Raw genomic sequence first — 16,604 nt, 5'->3', positions numbered from 1 at the left:
AATCCGTAATTCTTAAATCGATATGCCTGCCTACTCTTTTACCAATAAACGAACCAATCTATACATCTTTCTAAGCGCTGTCTTCCTGACCAATGCGCTGGTAGCCGAAATCATTGGTGTTAAAATCTTTTCCGTCGAAACCCTGCTGGGTACGAAACCAGCCCAAATTCATCTTTTCAGCGATTTTGTCCTCGATTTTAATCTGACAGCGGGCGTCGTAATCTGGCCGTTCGTTTTTATTACCTCCGATGTCATCAACGAATATTTTGGCAAAGCGGGTGTCCGTCGGATTTCGTTTCTAACGGCCGGGTTCGTCGGATTCAGTTTCCTGATTATTTACGCCGTCACAGCACTTCCACCGGCCCAGTTCTGGCTGGATGTCAATGCCAAAGACGGAGCCGGAAATCCGATTAATATTAACAATGCGTTTCAAATGATTTTTCGGCAGGGATTGGGAATTATTATCGGTTCGCTGACGGCTTTTCTGATCGGTCAAATTCTGGATGTATCGGTATTTCACTCCCTTCGAAAAATTACCGGAAGCCGGAAAATATGGCTACGGGCAACGGGATCAACCCTGGTTTCGCAGTTGGTCGATTCGTTCGTCGTATTGGGAATTGCCTTTTATGTGTTCGGAAATTGGTCGCTGACGCAGGTGCTGGCGGTAGGGATTATGAACTACATGTATAAAGCGGCTTCGGCGGTTGCCTTCACTCCTCTCCTCTATATCGCGCATTATTTTATTGATAAATACCTGGGAAAAGAACACGCTGAGGAACTGGCGAATGAATCAGCGATGAGTTCGTTTATGTAATTACATTTCTGATTTATACTGGTTTATGAGAAAACGTTTAGCATGGATATGGCTTGGACTTATCAGTTTATCAGTTAGCGCGCAAACCATAACCAGAGGTCCTTATTTACAGTTGGGCACCCAAACGGCTGTTACGATTCGATGGCGAACCGACTTCCCAACGTTCGGAAAAGTTACGTATGGGCTCTCGGCCGGTAACCTTACCAGCAGTGTTAGTGAAACTGATGTGACTATGGAGCATGAGATTCGCCTAACAGGCTTAACGCCAGATACGCAGTATTTTTATAGCGTTGGCACAAACAGCCAGGTTTTGCAACAAGGACCCGATAATTATTTCCTAACCGCTCCGCCCGCCGACTCCAAACGAAAAATTCGGGTTATTTCCTTCGGCGACTGTGGTATGAATCCAGGTAATAATCAAACCAATGTTCGGAATGCTTTTCTGAATTTTCGCGGATCAACTCCGACTGATCTCTGGATGCTCATCGGTGACAACTCATACGATGGTGATGACCCGGCTTTTCAGGTGAATTTCTTTGCACCTTATCAGACCACTCTGATGAAGAATTCCATGCTATTTGCGGTACCGGGCAATCACGATTATAGCAATAACAACGCCCTGGCTGCATCGCATAACATTCCCTACTTCTCAATCTTCAGCTTGCCAACCAATGCCGAAGCGGGTGGTGTTGCTTCAGGAACCAAAGAATGGTATTCATTTGATTATGGCCCGATTCATTTTGTGATGCTCGACGGCTTTGGAACCCGAAATGTAAATGGCGCCGATTGGCGATTTTACGCTGATACGCTTAATCACCCGCAGTCAATTTGGTTAAAACAGGATTTAGCCGCTACGACGAAAAAATGGAAAGTCGTTTATCTGCATTTCCCACCTTATAGCCAGGGTGCTCATAATTCGGAAACCGATCCAGCTCTTATTGCTATCCGCGAACGTATCAATCCCATTCTCGAACGCTCTGGCGTCGATATGGTCGTATTGGGTCATTGCCATAATTATGAACGATCGTACCCACTTCACGATCAATATGGACCCATGAGCGATTTCGTAGCTAACCCATCGGCTTACCGCTATCCTGAAGATAATGGAACCGGGCGCTACGATGGCTCCACCAATTCGTGTGCGTATAAAAGCACATCCGCAAAAAAGAAGCAGGGAACCGTTTATGTTGTTGCAGGTTCGGCAGGCGCTTTAGGCTATAATCCAGCGCTCAACCCTCATCCTGTAATGGTTTCTACCCAACGACAAAATGGAGGATCATTTTATTTTGAAGTAGAAGATAATCGACTGGATGCCAAGTTTATCCAACCGGGTTCACCGTATACGATCAGCGATCAATTCACGGTAATGAAAGACGTTGATCAGGCAAAATCGTTAACCGTTGCCACTGGACAATCGGCGACGCTTACGGCATCCTTTATAAGTGATTATCAATGGAGTAACCCCGCCAATGGTGCTTTCTCCTCGAATAATCGTTCGGTAACTGTAACGCCAGCGCCCGGCTCCATCAATACATATTATGTACGCGACAGTAAGCAGTGTATACAGGATGTATTTACAGTCGTTGGCTCAGGCCCAATGCTCACAGTTAAGGCAGGTAACTGGAACGATCCAAGCGTTTGGTCAGGCAATCGGATACCAACTGCTTCCGATGAATTGTTGCTGAAACATTTCGTGACCGTTTCGGACAACACGGAAGTACACGCAAAAAAATTAACCTACGATCCAGGTATCAAAGTCGAGTTAGGGAATCAATCCAAGCTTTGGGTAAATCAGTAATGACCTCATTTTTGAGATTCCTGCTGGCGTTTGAATGACAAAATAGAATCTGAGCCATTAATATCTTCCGCCAATCTTCCGCTTATTTAGTTCCGGATTACCATCTACTAATGGCAGTTGAGCAGGACGCTTCGTAAGCCCCGTCGTATCGGTTAAAGCGTTCATAAAGGCAACCAATGCTTTCTGCTCGGGAATACTCAATTTAAGATTATCTTCTGCCAGCGTTTGACTATCGAGGTCAATCCCGATTCCTTTACCTCCTCCCCGATTATAGAAGTCAACTACCTGATCCAATGTTCGATAAACGCCATTATGCATATAAGGAGCCGTCAACGCTACATTCCGAACAGTTGGTGTTTTAAACGCAAATCGGTGAATATTTTTCTGAAAGGTTGTAAATTTTCCCAAGTCAGTATCCAGCCGAGCCTTGCGGATTTTTGCCTTACCCGGTACACCAATGATTTCACTCTCAGTCTTTTCGTAATGAGGTGGGGTAAACCCATTATAGATTGGAAAGAAGTGGCAGGTTGCGCAACGGGCTTTCCCGAGGAATAAATTAAATCCGGCCAGTTCATCAGCCGATAAAGCCACCAATTCACCACGCAGATAGCGATCTGGCCGAGCATTTAGGCTGGTTAAACTACGCACATAACTCGCCAGAGCATTACGAACATTATGCGGAGTCAGTCCATTTGGAAACGCATCCGAAAATAGCTTTCGATACATATTGCTGGCCGTCAGTTTTTGAGCAACTTCGTCCGACGAAGCGTGCATTTCCTCTGCATTTTTCAGTACATCATGCGCCTGATCTTCCAGATAGATTACGCGTGAATCGTAAAACTGGGCGTTTTGTAAACCCGCGTTCAATAACGTTGGCGCATTCCGTTTCACACGTTTTCTCATGCTACCAAACGCCCGACTTTTAGTTCGTCCGTCGGTAAAGGCTCGCTCGGGTTGGTGACAGGATGCACAACTTCGAGCGTTGTTACCCGACAATAACGGGTCGAAAAAGAGTGTACGACCTAACGCTACTTTTTGAGGAGTACTGGTAAAATCGCCAAAATTGATCAGGTAATTCGTTCGGAAAACGCCTGAATCAGATAACGTAGCAGCTTGGGGCGACAAAAATCGGCCGCCAGTCGCAGGAACAATATCTAATGCCTGACGGGCTTTCTGCAAGGTTCGGCAAAGCGGATACAATTGATTCCGAATAAAAAGAACGCGGTCAAAATTCTCGAAATCCGGCGATTGCTCCAAGGCTCGAATGGCAGCCAACCAACACGATTCCAGTTTAACCGATACTGATTCTGGAAGTCGATTTTCATAAGTCTGCAATGCCCGCTGAAGCGCTCGAAACGAGGTAGCGGCTTCAGCTAATCCCGTTCGGGCCTCGGGCGCATCATAGCCCGTTATGCCTAATGTCTGAATCCTAAACAGTTGCTGGCGGACAGCATCGAATATTTCCGAATCAGTTATCCGATTAGCAGGAATTCCCTGCTCCAAACGCGATGCATACGAGATCAACACCGTTAATTCATGGACCAGGCTATCTTTTTGTGTACTGTCATATTCCGGAAACAGATACGGCTCTACCACTTGGAGTCCTCTTGGTAAAATAGGCGTTTGCGTCGGATCGTCATCTTCAACCTCGACGATTGGTGGTCCATTGACACGAGTGGCTAATGCGGGTTGGTAATATTCCAGGAGCCACTCAATCCGCTTGTAAGCCAGCCGACTTCGCTTAAATGCCGCCCGCATTGTATCGACAGACGCACCTGTCTGAACATACTCCGTCAATTGTTTTACCTGTTGATGAAATTGAGCCTTGTCGGTTAGGAATTGGTTATAAATGGTCTTTACATCATGATCAATTGACTGCTCTTTTGGTAAAAAAGCTAGTAAGGCTATAACCAGGAAAAGCAGACGGAGTGGCTGATACATGAAACAAACTTTACGAAATTGACTCTTGACGAACCAATCAACTTTGGGTAGTTGTCCGTCGGATATTATCTAATAATACAGCCGTAGCAATTCCAACATTCAGCGATTCAGCGTCACCATAGCGCGGAATTGTTACCCGCTGCGTCACGTATTGAGCTACTTCCGGACGAATCCCATTCGATTCATTACCCATTACTAAGTAGCCCGATTTCGTAAACGACAATGTATGCACATCAGATCCATCTAAAAAGGCACCGTAAACATTAATCGAACGACCTGATTGTTTAAGTACCTGAACCACATCGCCATACCACCAGTTTACTCGAGTAAATGATCCTTTGCTGGCCGAAATAACTTTAGGATTGTAGACATCGGCCGTGGTTTCGGAACAAAGTATTTTCCGAACACCATACCAGTCGGCAATTCGAAGAATGGTGCCCAGATTACCCGGATCGCGGATATCATCTAAAATCAGAGCAATCTCATCCGGCTCAGCCAATAGAGGACGGTTTTCTTTCGTTCTGACCACAGCAAGAGCCGCATTATTGCTTTCGAGCGTTCCGGCACGAGTCAGATCGGCAACCGATGCGATTTCGACTGGTATTCGTTGGTGGTCTGTCAGGTGATCGTTTTCTTTGTAAAAGGCTTCTGTGGCAACAACAAACTCCGTCTGGAAGTTTGATTGAAGCACCTCCTGAACGCTCTTGGCACCTTCGACCAGAAAAGCGCCGTGCTGCTGCCGGTATTTTTTCTGGTGTAACGACTGAATGTATTTAAGGCTATTTTTTGACAGCATGGAAAAGATGTATGATATAGGATGTATGATGTATGAGAAGCTAACCAGCTATATATCCTACAGCATACATCATACATCGCGGCTAAGCTTATTTCTGGTACTAATCTCTCTATCCGGTTGTCTGAGTACAAAGCAACTCCGCGACAATGGGTATATTCTGACGGCACAAACGGTAAAAGGAAATCGTACTATTTCTACTGAGGAACTGGAAAGTTTAATTCCCCAAAAACCGAATCGCCGGGTACTTGCTTTGCCGATTACCCCTCCTCTTTGGTTTTATCAACTGGGCCAACGTCGATATAATCGGGAGAAAGCGGTAGAAGAGCTGCAGGCCAAAACTAATGAATTTGAGCAGCAAAGCCAGCAATTGGCCGATCAGCCGAAGGCATTAAAAAAACTGAATCGGCGTTATGGGCGCAAGCTGAAGCATTTACGGTTGAAAGCGGAAGAAGGCAACTGGCTGATGAGGAGCCTGGGGGAACCGCCTTCTTATTTTTCCGAAAGCGATGCCAAAGCCAATACTACCAAGATGCAGAAGTATCTGTCGGACAAGGGTTTTTTCAATGCAAAAACGAGTTATAAACTCGATACACTTCGTCGGGCGCAAATTCGGGTCAATTACAGAATTCGCGAAAATGAAGCCTTTTACCTGCGAAATATTACCTATCAAATTGCCGATCCGCGAGTCGATTCGATTGTTCGGCAATCGTTCGATCAGGCAAAACTTAAAGTGGGTGAGCGTTTTGATTTCGAGAATATGTCGGGCGAACGGCTTCGAGTCGAATCGCTCCTGCGCGATCAGGGCTACTATACCTTTTCTCGTCAATACGTTCGAGCCACCGATGTTGATACAATTCGGCGCGGCAACGATCGTCGGTTTCTTGATGGACTTGAACCCGGCGATTCAAGTCGACGAACGGTTGATATCGCTATTCAGATCGCCAATCCACCGGGTAGATCTGCCCATCCGATTTACCACATCGGAGATGTCACAGTGCAAATCAGTCCTGATGCAGATTTAGCTACCAATGGTCAGCCAGCCTTTGCCCAAACAAATCTGGATACGGTCAAGCGAAATGGAATTACGTATCTGCTAAATGGCCGTGATATCTCATTACGCCTACTGGAATCCAAAATTCTGCTTCGCCCCAATCAACTCTATAGTCAGACCAATTACCGCGAAACTCAGCGTCAACTTTTTCTGCTGAACCAATTTAAGTACATCAATCTCAATTTTATTGACAGCACTAACCGACAGCTTCGAACGCTTATTACGGCCCCTCCTCTAGACAAATACGAGGCAACTGCCGAAGGTGGGGCTACAGGTTTATTATATCAAGGTCAGGGCTATCCGGGTGGATTTGGGAGTCTGATTTTTCGAGTCCGAAATATGCTTGGCGGGTTAGAGACTTTCGAAACTTCTGTCCGCTTTGGGTTAGAAGCCCAAACAGGTTTTGTGAGTGATCCTAACAATCCTAGTAAAGTCGTTTATTCATCTCAGGAACTGGGCATAAGTAGTTCGTTAATTTTCCCACAGATTCTGTTTCCGAGTCGGTTTCGGTTCCGCTTTACTCCCTATGCCCCCCGAACGCAAGTTAGCCTTAGCTTTAATAACACCTTCAGGCCTGATTTTCGTCGATCCCTATTGCGGGCGACTATGGCCTATAATTGGCAGACGACTCCGGCTAAACAGTTTAGCTTCCTGATTGCGGATATTAATCTGATCAATGCTGGTGATGGCAATGAACCCGTAATTAGTGATGCATTTAAACGTCAGCTAGATACACTGCAGAAACAAGGAAGCACTGTTTATCTAAGCTTTCGTCGATCACTCAGTTCCAGTTTCAGCTTTGCTTATACTTACAACACAAATGTACAGGGAGAAAATCGTCGCGCGAATTTTCTACGGACGGTTATTGAATCGGGCGGAACGACCTTGAACTTCTTTTCAGAACCCCAGTTACGTCAGTTTTTTAAAACCACCGATTCAACGGGTTTGCAATACTATAAATTCCTACGTTTGAGTGTCGATTATCGCCATTATATCCCATTACGACCACGCACAACATTAGCATTTCGATTCAACACGGGGCTGGTATATGGGTACGGATCGAACAAAACGGCTCCCTACGAAAAACTATTTTTTGCAGGAGGAAGCAATAGCATTCGAGCCTGGTTGCCCCGCCGATTAGGTCCCGGTTCCGAATGGCCACAAACACTAAACAAACAGCCTATATTTAATCCAGACTATCCCGGACAAGAGCAGTTTCTGTATAACATCGAAAAACCAGGGGATATGATTATCGAAGGATCTGCGGAACTACGCGGGCGCTTGTTCCACCTGGGAGCTGACGTCAATGGCGCTATATTTGTTGATGCAGGCAACGTGTGGACCTTAAGTAACAATGTCAATCGGCCCGGCACTACCTTCTCATTCGATACATTCATTCCACAAATTGCAGTTGGCACAGGTGTGGGCATACGCTTTGATTTTTCTTTCTTCGTAATTCGCTTCGACGGGGGTATCAAAGTATGGGACCCTTCCCGGCGATACTTCAGCCCAACAAAAGGTGAGATGGTCGATGAACGTTTTATCCTACCGAAATTCTCGCTTAGCAAGTTATCAAGTGGCCCTAATCCACTGATTATCAACTTCGGCGTAGGCTATCCGTTCTGACCAGGCCGACAGGTTATTTCGAATGGGTTGAATCCGCTATTTTAGCGGTTCCGCTCTTTGTAATCTAACCCATGAACGCTACTTTTTTTAAAGACAATGACCCTGACGATGGTCGACTTGTCTATTATGGTTCAACCGAATCAGGTCTGCCTATCTTACCGCCAAACAGTCCAATCGGTCGATGGGATGGCAGCTTCGGGTTAGTTATTACGGCTGATCTTCAGCTAAATGACTACGTTGGAAACCGTACAGCCTGCTGGGCCTACGCAGATAAAACCATTGTACTTCCCGCTCAATTCAACTAGCTTGTTCTGTTGTACTCCTCGCTCAGCAACTTGTTTCTTAGGATATTTTAACGGCGTTTTCTGCCAAAATGACAGCATAATCGGGGCATTCTTTGTATTTTTGTAAAAAAAGCCGTCAGTTGACAGTTATGAATGACCTATCCCATTCGTAACAAACGTCTATTGACCATTGCCTATCGATTGCTATGACTCTTATTTCAGAACTAACTATACTCCAGCCAACCGATAAAGAACCAATTGATCTGCCACGTACGTCGGAAGATGAATTGGCGGTGGGTAAAAAACGGCTGTATATTGAAAGCTATGGTTGTCAGATGAACTTCGCCGACAGTGAAATCGTGGCCGCCGTGATGCGTAATGCCGGGTTTGCCACAACTTCGTCGGCCGAAGAAGCGGATTTGATTTTTCTGAATACCTGCGCTATTCGTGATAACGCTGAGCAAAAAGTCCGCAATCGGCTCAAACACCTGACAGGTCTGAAACGGCAAAAACCCGAGTTGCTGGTCGGGATGTTGGGTTGCATGGCCGAACGATTGAAAACCAAGTTACTGGAAGAAGAAAAAGTCGTTGATATTGTGGCAGGCCCCGATGCCTATCGCGATATTCCCAAGCTTGTTGAAGAGGCCGAATCAGGACAAAAGGCTGTTAACGTATTTCTGTCGCGCGAAGAGACGTACGCGGATATTTCGCCAATTCGCCTGAATTCCAACGGTGTAACAGCCTTCGTTTCGATCATGCGTGGCTGCGATAACATGTGCAGTTTCTGCGTAGTGCCTTTCACCCGTGGCCGGGAACGTAGCCGCGATCCGCACAGTATTGTCCGCGAAGCGCAGGACCTATTCGACCAGGGCTACCGCGAAGTAACGCTGCTCGGGCAGAATGTGGATAGTTATAAATGGCAGAAGGAAGTATCTGCGGAGAACCTTTTACCTAATGCCCAAAGCTCTCTGCCCTCTGCTCCCACCACGTTTGCGCACCTCCTCGAAATGGTAGCTCTGATTCATCCTGATCTTCGGGTTCGCTTCTCGACTTCGCATCCGAAGGATATTACGGATGATGTTCTGTATACCATGGCGAAGTACGATAACATTTGCAACTACATTCATCTACCTGCCCAAAGTGGTAATAGCCGAGTGTTGAAGCTGATGAATCGGACGTATGACCGGCCTTGGTACATCGGTAAAATTGATCGTATTCGTGAGATTCTGGGCGAGGATTGTGGTATTTCAACTGACATGATTTCAGGGTTTTGCACAGAAACCGAAGAAGAGCACCAGGAATCGCTATCGTTAATGGATTACGTCCATTACGATTACGCCTACATGTTCGCTTATTCAGAACGGCCTGGAACACTGGCAGCTAAAAAATATGCAGATGATATTCCTGAAGACGTTAAGAAACGCCGTTTAAACGAAATCATCGCCAAGCAACTGACCCATTCAGCGGAACGTAATCAACGCCACATCGGGCAAGTACAACGTGTATTGATCGAAGGTCCATCCAAACGATCCGATGATTTCTTATGCGGTCGAAATGACCAAAACAAAATGGTCGTTTTCCCAAAAGGAAATTTCCAGAAAGGCCAGTACGTCAACGTATTAGTAAATGAATGTACGTCGGCTACTCTATTGGGAGAAGTAGTCTGAACGTAGTGTCGGTTTTAAGAAACCGACACACTTACTTCAACTGTGCCGGTTTCTTAAAACCGACACCACTGTAGGAATGAATAATCAGGAAATTCAGAGCGTTAAACAACGCTTCGGTATAATCGGAAATGCGCCCGCGCTGAACTACGCCATCAATGTAGCGATGCAGGTGGCCGCTACTGATCTGACCGTATTGATTACGGGCGAGAGCGGTAGTGGTAAGGAGTCATTTTCAAAAATTATCCACAGCTTAAGTGCTCGTAAACACGGTCAGTTTATTGCCATCAACTGTGGCGCCATCCCCGAAGGCACCATTGACTCAGAATTATTTGGCCACGAAAAAGGCTCATTCACCGGTGCAGTCGATTCCCGCAAAGGCTATTTCGAGACGACAAATGGCGGGACTATTTTCCTGGATGAAATTGGCGAAATGCCGCTCGGAACACAGGCCCGCTTGTTGCGCGTACTGGAAAATGGCGAGTTCATCCGCGTCGGTTCTTCGAAAACCCAAAAAACCGATGTACGCGTTGTGGCGGCTACAAACGTTAATCTGATGGACGCCGTCGAAAAGGGAAAGTTTCGCGAGGATTTATATTACCGACTCAATACAGTTCCCATTTTTGTGCCGCCATTGCGCGAACGAGGTACAGATATTGAACTGCTGTTTCGCAAATTCACCACTGACTTCGCTGAGCGTTATCGCATTAGACCGCTTCAATTAACAGAAGGAGCTAAACAAACCCTGATGGGTTTTCCGTTTCCGGGAAATATTCGTCAACTGAAAAATATTGCTGAGCAGATATCGATTCTTGAATCGGAAGAAAACAAGCCGATAGAAGCTGAAACCCTTGCCAAATACCTGCCAACTACTCAACAGCCAAGTCGCACTTTAGCCTTATTTCCCCAGGCTAACGGCAGTAATCCTGAAAATTTTTCAGAACGCGAATTGCTCTATAAAGTGTTGTTCGACATGCGTCGGGATGTGAATGACCTCAAAAAGCTTGTTCGTGATGTGCTTGGGAATGAGCAGGATGGCCGACAAATTTTGCATAATCACAAAGACCTCTTCGATTCGATCACACCGGATAGCGACCTCCGTCCATCAAATGATGTAGGCGTAACTCGCTTCTTACCAGCAACGAACGGAGCCACCCGACCAGAAACTCCACCTTCTGAAACTTACGGCAGTCATCCACCCGTACAGATTTTCGACGATGTGGATGGTGATATCAATGATTTGACGGAAGTAGAAGATGTCACGCACGAAACGGAAGAAGATGATTCGCTTTCGCTTGAACGTCAGGAGAAAGAGATGATTCTAAAAGCGCTCCGACGGAACAATAACAAACGAAAATACGCGGCCCAGGCACTCGGCATCTCCGAACGGACGTTGTACCGGAAAATTAAGCAGTATGAAATTGATGAAGAATAAGTTGAGAGTGATGAGTGATGAGTTAAGAGCGATGAGTATCAATATGTTTCGCATCATTTTAGCTTTCACCGTTCTAAGTTCATCACTCATCACTCAGTCCTGTGGCGTCTACTCATTTACTGGCACGACTCTGTCGCCGGATATCAAAACTGTAACCGTTAACAATTTCGTATTGGCAACCGCAGGCGGTCCTGCTAATTTACCGTTAACGTTTAACGAGAAGTTGAAAGAATATTATCAGCGATATACAAATTTGAAAGTTGTGCCAGCCAACGGTGATATGGTGCTGGAGGGAAATATTACAGGTTATGAGTTGGTAGCGGTTGCCCCAACTGCCCAAGATCAGGCTGGGGTAAACCGGTTGCAAATCACGGTTTTGGCTCGTTTTTACAACAATAAAGACGAAAGCAAAAATTTCGAGCAGTCATTTTCATTCTATCAGGATTTCCCACAAGGGCAGACACTCAGTCAGAATGAAAGCCGTCTGGTACCGAAAATTCTGGACCAGATCGTTCTCGATATATTCAATAAAACAGCCGCTGACTGGTAAAAAAATTACGGTTAACGAGATACGATTTACCGTTGAAAAAAGTACTTTCGTGAATCATATCTTGTAAATCATACATTCCTTTGCCAACGCTCGATAAAGAAACTTTTTCTTACTGGGTCACCCATCCCAACGATTTATCCGCAACAGATTTAGTCCAGCTACAGAAAAGTCTGTCTGAGTATCCCTATTGCCAAACAATCCATACGCTTACCGCCAAGGCGGCTTCTATCCATCAGCGTGGCCATGCCATTTCTTATATCCGTCAGGCAGCCGCTCACGCTTTGAGCCGAAACGCGCTGCGCAAACTGATTGAAAACGAGTTCTATTGGTCGGATAATTTATTGACAAAGCTCAATGAATTAGCGGCCAAACACGTTCCTATTCCTGAAGATTACCAACAGGAAAGCTACGCGCTTTTTAAGGCTAGATCAGGTGCAACCGATGGCTTCCCGAAATTATCGCTCCTTCAACTTCCGGTTACGAATGAGATCAATTGGGACCAAACGAGACCTCTCCCAGAAGATCAAACGCTGGCCGAAACCAATCTCCAACAGGATTTAGCGCAGATAGAAGAGTCTGCATTGGATGCCTCCAAACTTTCTGCAGCTGACCTTGAACGAAAACGTCAGTTTGACCTGATTGAGAGTTTTATCAAAAATGAACCCAGCATTTCTCGCATCACACCGCCCCCCACCAAAGCCAAATCGGCCGATTCAGGTGATCAGGAAGATTTAACCAAGCGAAGTAAAATTCCTTCAGGAACACTGGTGACCGAGAGTTTTGCGAAAATTCTGGAGAAACAAGGCAAAATTGACAAGGCTCGTGACATCTATAAAAAGTTGATGGCAAAAAATCCGGAAAAAAAGGCGTACTTTGCGGCAAAAATTAGCGAACTAGCCAATCGGTCCAATACAGCAGAGGAATAATTTTTGCTCTCCAACGCTAGAACGCATTAACGAAACTATTAAGCAACTTTTTTCATGGTAACCGTACTTATTGTTCTTATTTGTATCCTTACGGTATTGTTAATTCTTATCGTACTGATTCAGAACTCAAAAGGTGGAGGATTAGCGGGTGAATTCGGTGGTCTGGGGTCGAATCAATTTATGGGCGTAAAGAAAACTACTGATCTGCTCGAGCAAATCACCTGGGGCCTTGGCATAGGCGTTATGGTCCTTACACTGGCTTCTTATATTATGGTCGACCGTAATCAGGCCGCTACGATTAACAGTGCCAACGTAGACAGAGCACAAACCCAAACGCTGCCAGGTGCTGCTGCCCCAAGTGCTGCTAATGGAGCCGCGCCAAGTCAAGCCGTTCCAGGCGCTCAGTCGCCGGGTGCGTCAACTTCAGCGTTGACTCCGCAGAAGTAATCAGCTTGAAATCAAAAATTAAAAAGCCATTCCCTGCAGGGAATGGCTTTTTAATTTTCTAGGCGACTGCCTGCGCCAATAGTTGCCTAGCAATTGGTAATAGTGTCTCCTGAACAGGGTACGTCTTCTTACTCTCCAGCATATACGTTGCCGGATTGGGTAAGTCTCGGTGTCTTCGGATCAAATCAAGTTTAATATTTTCGAACGTATTGACGAAGCTCTTTTGCACAGCTTCTACAAAACGCAGTTGCACCAATCGCCCACCCGGCTCCTGCTCAGAATAGAGCGTTACGGCAAAATAATAGATCTGAGTTTCAGCCCGATTCGTAGCATGTAAGAGTAAATAACCTTCCTCTGGACGCAGCGGTAAAAGGCCCACAGGAACCAGTTTTAATGATTGTGCGATGTCTGCCCAGCGTTGATGCCCTTCATTCATCATTGTCTGAAAACGGGGTAGCGCGAACTCCATAATGGCATCGACTTCGTCCATAAAAGCCGGGGGCGTCACCTCGGATTTGTATTCAATCCGTGGGGGTGGTCCACTTATTCTAGTAATCCGCTTGGGGAACGCAGCATTTAACGTACCTTTGCCCCTCGAAAATCGAACACCGGCGTCATAATGGCTGCGCAGTTCAGGTAAATCTGGACAGAGTTTATGTTCGGCAAAGTTCTGTTGGACAGCTTGCAAGTATGCCATTACGACATATTTCTGGTATTCGGCGTCGAGCCAATTTTGTGTAAACCAGTCAGGTTGTAATTTTTTCATAACTCAGCAATCGTCATTTGGCGGGGAAACGACTAGGTTAATTTAACTAATCATTACCAAATAACCAAATTCTGTTTGCTTAAAATGCTTCTCTCAAGAAGGAAGTTGAGTGAATTTGATGAATGGCAGTATGTCAGTCGAAAGTCTGAAAATTTGACAGACTTGACTGGGTTGGCACAGTAATTGGCGAGTCCACAACGTCGTGTAAAACAAGTAGTACACAATAGTTAATAACCTTAATCAACTCATTACTATCATGGTAGCAGAAACGGAAAGCGTTAAAGTGAACGTGAAACCGCTGGCCGACCGAGTGCTAATCGAAGCAGCACCGGCTGAAGAAAAAACCTCGTTCGGGATCATCATTCCCGACACGGCAAAGGAAAAACCCCAGCGTGGTACGGTCGTTGCCGTTGGCGCAGGTAAGAAAGATGAGCCGCTGACGGTTCAGGTGGGCGATACGGTGTTGTACGGTAAATATGCTGGTACAGAAATCACCGTCGATGGCAAAGAGTACCTCATCATGCGTGAATCCGACATTTTCGCAATCCTTTAATTGAACGATAAACGATGAGTAAGTGCACCAGTAAGCCACTCATCACTTATCACTCATAACTCATCACTTTAAAAAAATGGCTAAGAAAATCTTTTTTGATACCGAAGCTCGCGAACGCATTAAGAAGGGCGTTGATACCCTCGCCGACGCGGTAAAAGTTACTCTAGGTCCTAAAGGCCGGAATGTTATTCTGGATAAAAAATTCGGCTCACCTGCTATCACCAAAGACGGTGTAACGGTAGCGAAAGAAATTGAACTGAAAGACGCCATGGAAAACATGGGCGCTCAGTTAGTAAAAGAAGTTGCTTCGAAAACGGCTGATTCAGCTGGTGACGGTACGACGACTGCTACCGTTCTGGCTCAAGCCATCTACTCGATCGGTGCGAAAAACGTAGCAGCTGGAGCAAACCCAATGGATCTGAAGCGTGGTATCGACAAAGCGGTTCAGGCTGTTACAGCTAATCTGGCTGAACAAGCGCAAACCATTGGCGACGACTTCGGTAAAATCGAGCAGGTAGCTACCATCTCGGCTAACCACGACGAAGAAATCGGTAAGATGATTGCCGAAGCCATGAAGAAAGTAGGTAAAGAAGGTGTAATCACGGTTGAAGAAGCTCGTGGTACCGAAACGGAAGTTAAAACCGTAGAAGGTATGCAGTTCGACCGCGGTTACCTGTCGCCTTACTTCGTGACGAACACCGAGAAAATGGAAGTTGAACTGGAGCGTCCGTTCATCCTGATTTCGGAGAAGAAAGTTTCGTCGATGAAAGAATTGCTTCCAGTTCTGGAGCAAGTTGCGCAAACCGGCCGGCCTTTGCTGATCATCGCTGAAGATGTTGACGGCGAGGCACTTGCTACGCTGGTTGTCAACAAAATTCGTGGTGCTCTGAAAGTAGCAGCTGTTAAAGCTCCTGGTTTTGGTGACCGTCGGAAAGCCATGCTGGAAGATATCGCGATCCTGACAGGTGGTCAGGTTATCAGCGAAGAGCGTGGTTTCAAACTGGAAAACGCATCGATCGAATACTTAGGTCAAGCCGAAAAAATCCTGATCGACAAAGACAACACGACTGTTGTGAATGGTGTTGGTTATAAGGATGATATCACAGGCCGCGTTAACCAAATCAAAGCGCAAATCGAAAATACAACGTCGGATTACGATCGGGAGAAACTGCAGGAGCGTCTGGCTAAGTTGTCAGGTGGGGTGGCTATTCTCTACATCGGTGCAGCTACCGAAGTTGAAATGAAAGAGAAGAAAGACCGCGTTGACGATGCATTGCACGCAACTCGTGCTGCCGTTGAAGAAGGTATCGTAACGGGTGGTGGCATTGCCCTGATCCGTGCTATCCCTGCTCTTGATGGTGTAAATTCTATCAATGAAGACGAAAAAACGGGTATCAATATCATCCGTCAGGCACTGGAATCTCCGCTCCGTACAATTGTTGCTAACGCTGGTGGCGAAGGTTCAGTTGTTGTGAACAAAGTGAAAGACGGCGAAGGTGGTTTCGGCTACAACGCGAAGAACGATACGTTCGAAGATCTGTTCGCAGCTGGTATCATTGATCCTAAGAAAGTATCACGCCTGGCACTTGAAAATGCTGCGTCGATTGCTGGTCTGTTGTTGACCACTGAATGTGTTATCGCTGATGAGCCAGAAGAAGCTCCAGCTGGTGGCGGTGGTCACGGTCACCCAGGTGGCATGGGCGGTATGATGTAAGACCGCTTCGGCGGCCCGGGGGGATTTATCTGATTTATAGATTTTCCTGATTTTGTTAAACGCTCCTGATCGAAAGGTCAGGAGCGTTTTTTATAGTGAGCCTTTTAACGAATTTTGTCATTCTGACGAAGGAAGAATCTCAATGTGTCCTTGTTTGCAAGTCGGGATGCGTTAAGATTCTTCCTTCGTCAGAATGACAAAATTCGTTTCTATACAAAAGGTTAAATAGATTCGATAGA

General features: G+C 46.0%; 14 protein-coding genes. 11 read left to right on the top strand and 3 right to left on the bottom strand.

The genetic code is table 11. The annotated features are described in order from the left end of the window. The first annotated feature begins 22 nt into the window (after positions 1-22). Positions 23-814, top strand: a complete 792-nt coding sequence (locus ACYVE4_RS00630; protein ID WP_460994837.1) for a queuosine precursor transporter — start codon at positions 23-25, stop codon at positions 812-814. A 25-nt stretch (positions 815-839) separates the two neighbouring features. Next, positions 840-2,612: a purple acid phosphatase family protein gene (locus ACYVE4_RS00625; RefSeq protein WP_460994836.1), complete on the top strand. Its 1,773-nt coding sequence runs from the start codon at positions 840-842 to the stop codon at positions 2,610-2,612. Positions 2,613-2,669: 57 nt separating this feature from the next. Here the strand turns inward: ACYVE4_RS00625 and ACYVE4_RS00620 are convergent, their stop codons facing one another. After that, a complete protein-coding gene (locus ACYVE4_RS00620; RefSeq protein ID WP_460994835.1) occupies positions 2,670-4,553 on the bottom strand; it encodes a cytochrome-c peroxidase in 1,884 nt (627 codons plus the stop codon). Positions 4,554-4,590: 37 nt separating this feature from the next. Next, a complete protein-coding gene (locus tag ACYVE4_RS00615; RefSeq protein WP_460994834.1) occupies positions 4,591-5,349 on the bottom strand; it encodes a TrmH family RNA methyltransferase in 759 nt (252 codons plus the stop codon). Here ACYVE4_RS00615 and tamL point away from each other — a divergent pair. From tamL to secG, 7 genes are all read left to right on the top strand, one after another. Further along, positions 5,348-8,026, top strand: coding sequence for a translocation and assembly module lipoprotein TamL (gene tamL, locus ACYVE4_RS00610; protein ID WP_460994833.1), 2,679 nt, complete (start codon positions 5,348-5,350; stop codon positions 8,024-8,026). The genes ACYVE4_RS00615 and tamL overlap by 2 nt on opposite strands. 71 nt (positions 8,027-8,097) lie before the next feature. Beyond that, positions 8,098-8,331, top strand: a complete 234-nt coding sequence (locus ACYVE4_RS00605) for a hypothetical protein (RefSeq protein ID WP_460994832.1) — start codon at positions 8,098-8,100, stop codon at positions 8,329-8,331. 185 nt (positions 8,332-8,516) lie between these two features. Beyond that, a complete protein-coding gene (gene miaB / locus ACYVE4_RS00600; RefSeq protein ID WP_460994831.1) occupies positions 8,517-9,977 on the top strand; it encodes a tRNA (N6-isopentenyl adenosine(37)-C2)-methylthiotransferase MiaB in 1,461 nt (486 codons plus the stop codon). Positions 9,978-10,053: 76 nt separating this feature from the next. Next, the gene (locus tag ACYVE4_RS00595) at positions 10,054-11,409 is read left to right on the top strand and encodes a sigma-54 interaction domain-containing protein (RefSeq protein ID WP_460994830.1); all 1,356 of its coding nucleotides are present in this window, start codon (positions 10,054-10,056) and stop codon (positions 11,407-11,409) included. 43 nt (positions 11,410-11,452) lie between these two features. Continuing rightward, a complete protein-coding gene (gene lptE / locus ACYVE4_RS00590; protein ID WP_460994829.1) occupies positions 11,453-11,959 on the top strand; it encodes an LPS assembly lipoprotein LptE in 507 nt (168 codons plus the stop codon). A gap of 80 nt (positions 11,960-12,039) precedes the next feature. Beyond that, a complete protein-coding gene (locus ACYVE4_RS00585; protein ID WP_460994828.1) occupies positions 12,040-12,885 on the top strand; it encodes a hypothetical protein in 846 nt (281 codons plus the stop codon). 54 nt (positions 12,886-12,939) lie between these two features. After that, a complete protein-coding gene (gene secG, locus ACYVE4_RS00580; protein ID WP_460994827.1) occupies positions 12,940-13,332 on the top strand; it encodes a preprotein translocase subunit SecG in 393 nt (130 codons plus the stop codon). Between the two features lie 58 nt (positions 13,333-13,390). On the opposite strand, the gene ACYVE4_RS00575 is transcribed toward secG, so the two are convergent. After that, positions 13,391-14,098, bottom strand: coding sequence for a hypothetical protein (locus ACYVE4_RS00575; protein ID WP_460994826.1), 708 nt, complete (start codon positions 14,096-14,098; stop codon positions 13,391-13,393). 256 nt (positions 14,099-14,354) lie between these two features. Here ACYVE4_RS00575 and ACYVE4_RS00570 point away from each other — a divergent pair, with 256 nt between their 5' ends. Both ACYVE4_RS00570 and groL read left to right on the top strand, forming a co-directional pair. Next, the gene (locus ACYVE4_RS00570) at positions 14,355-14,651 is read left to right on the top strand and encodes a co-chaperone GroES (protein WP_020600117.1); all 297 of its coding nucleotides are present in this window, start codon (positions 14,355-14,357) and stop codon (positions 14,649-14,651) included. Positions 14,652-14,727: 76 nt separating this feature from the next. Beyond that, a complete protein-coding gene (gene groL, locus ACYVE4_RS00565; RefSeq protein WP_460994825.1) occupies positions 14,728-16,365 on the top strand; it encodes a chaperonin GroEL in 1,638 nt (545 codons plus the stop codon). The last annotated feature ends 239 nt before the right edge of the window (positions 16,366-16,604 follow it).

It is taken from the genome of Spirosoma harenae (assembly GCF_054776975.1).
The sequence above is the reverse complement of the archived record's forward strand: the minus strand, read 5'-3'. Positions and strand labels throughout refer to the sequence as shown.